General features: G+C 70.2%; 3 protein-coding genes. All 3 read left to right on the top strand.

Annotation, left to right across the window (positions count from 1 at the left end):
- Nucleotides 1-545: hypothetical protein (locus D180_RS19890; RefSeq protein WP_017914151.1), on the top strand; the 545-nt coding region annotated here is incomplete at its 5' end.
- 93 nt (nucleotides 546-638) lie between these two features.
- Nucleotides 639-896, top strand: a complete 258-nt coding sequence (locus D180_RS19885) for an acyl-CoA-binding protein (RefSeq protein WP_017909407.1) — start codon at nucleotides 639-641, stop codon at nucleotides 894-896.
- Nucleotides 896-1,522, top strand: a complete 627-nt coding sequence (locus tag D180_RS19880) for a TetR/AcrR family transcriptional regulator (RefSeq protein WP_043091423.1) — start codon at nucleotides 896-898, stop codon at nucleotides 1,520-1,522. Before D180_RS19885 ends, D180_RS19880 begins: the two co-directional genes overlap by 1 nt.
- Nucleotides 1,523-1,570: the final 48 nt, after the last annotated feature.

Genomic DNA, 1,570 nt, shown 5'->3' with positions numbered 1-1,570 from the left:
CGGCCGCGGCGCCTTCGCCCGCCTCCCCGAAGCCGGGGCCGGCACCGGCGGCGCCCCCGGCCGCGCCGCCATCGACCATCGCCCTGGCCCAGATCGACATCGCCGACGAAGTCGGCACCCTGCTCGCCCACGTCGCCCGCGTGGCGCGCAGCATTCGCCGCTACAGCGCCTACAGCCGCGGCCACAACGGCCCGGAGCCTGCCAGCGCGCGCTACGACCTGCACTGGCTCTCCGACTGCCTGCACAACCTGGACCAGGTCGGCCACGCCCTGGCGCGCAACAACATGGAAACCCTCACCGCCGCCTGCACCGAACTGCTGACCATGTACGAGCAGTACCTGCGCGACGGTTCCGGCTACAACAGCCGCGACACCTTCCAGCGGCTCAGCACGCAGGTGCCGCTGGCCGAAGTCACCGATGCGATCCGTTCCATCGCGGCCAAGGCCTCGCTGGCGCGACAGGCGCAGGCCGCCCACGAAGAGGCCGCGCATGCGCACGAACGCGTCGCCGACAGCCGCCAGGCCGACGCACTGTCGATGCTGTAACCGCGGCGTCCGCGCCGGCCACCGGCCGCGGCCTGCGTTGACCCGGCCTCCCGCCCGTGCTGTGATGCCTGCCGGTCAGGGCGGAGCGGGATCATGGCAGACAGCAAGGCGGCCTTCGAGAAAGCGGTCCAGGACATCAAGCAGCGGGCCGAGCGCCCCGACAACGACACCCTGTTGCGGCTGTACGCGCTGTACAAGCAAGGCTCGGAGGGCGACGTCAGCGGCGCCAAGCCGGGCTTCTTCGACTTCGTCGGCACCGCCAAGTACGAGGCCTGGGCCAAGCTCAAGGGCGTGCCGCAGGCGGAAGCGCAGAAGAAATACGTGGACCTGGTGAAGAAGCTGCTGGCCTGATGGCCCGCGACACTCGGCGGCGCATCCTCGAGACCGCCCTGGCGATGTTCAACGCGCAGGGCGAGCCGCACGTCACCACCAACCACATCGCCGACGAGCTGGAGATCAGCCCCGGCAACCTGTACTACCACTTCCGCAACAAGGACGACATCATCGAGCACCTGTTCGCGCGCTACGAGGAGCGCATGGACACGGCGCTGGCGCTGCCGAGCGCGCGCCTGCCGGGGCTGGAGGATATCTGGCTGCAGTTGCACCTGGTGTTCGAGTGCATCTGGGACTACCGCTTCCTGTACCGCGACCTGGTCGAGATCCTCAGCCGCAGCCGGCGCCTGCGCCTGCGCTTCGCGCGCATCCTGCGCCGTGCCGACGCCAGCGTGCAGGCGGTGTTCGAGGGACTGGCGCAGACCGGCGCGATGCGCGCCAGCGCCCAGGAACGCGGCGGCGTGGCCACCAACGTGCTGGTGGTGGCCACGTTCTGGCTCAACTACGCGGCCGCGCGCGGCGAAAAGGACGAGCGAGTGGCGATCCGCCACGGCATCGTGCAGGTGATGCAACTGGTCGCGCCGTTCCTGCGCGACGCCGAACGCGCGCACCTGACCGCGTTGATGGACGCCTATCTGGATTGAAGCGCCCTGCCCTGCGCGCAAGCACAGGCGGGGCGGTGCCGCTCAGTC

It is taken from the genome of Xanthomonas sp. SHU 166 (genome assembly GCF_000364685.1).
Lineage (GTDB): Bacteria > Pseudomonadota > Gammaproteobacteria > Xanthomonadales > Xanthomonadaceae > Xanthomonas_A > Xanthomonas_A sontii.
This window is presented reverse-complemented; position numbering and strand designations above follow the sequence as displayed.

Excerpts from the sequence above, each read along its gene's own strand:
- D180_RS19885 (WP_017909407.1), top strand. The coding sequence starts at position 639 with ATGGCAGACAGCAAGGCGGCCTTCGAGAAAGCGGTCCAGGACATCAAG.
- D180_RS19880 (WP_043091423.1), top strand. The coding sequence starts at position 896 with ATGGCCCGCGACACTCGGCGGCGCATCCTCGAGACCGCCCTGGCGATG.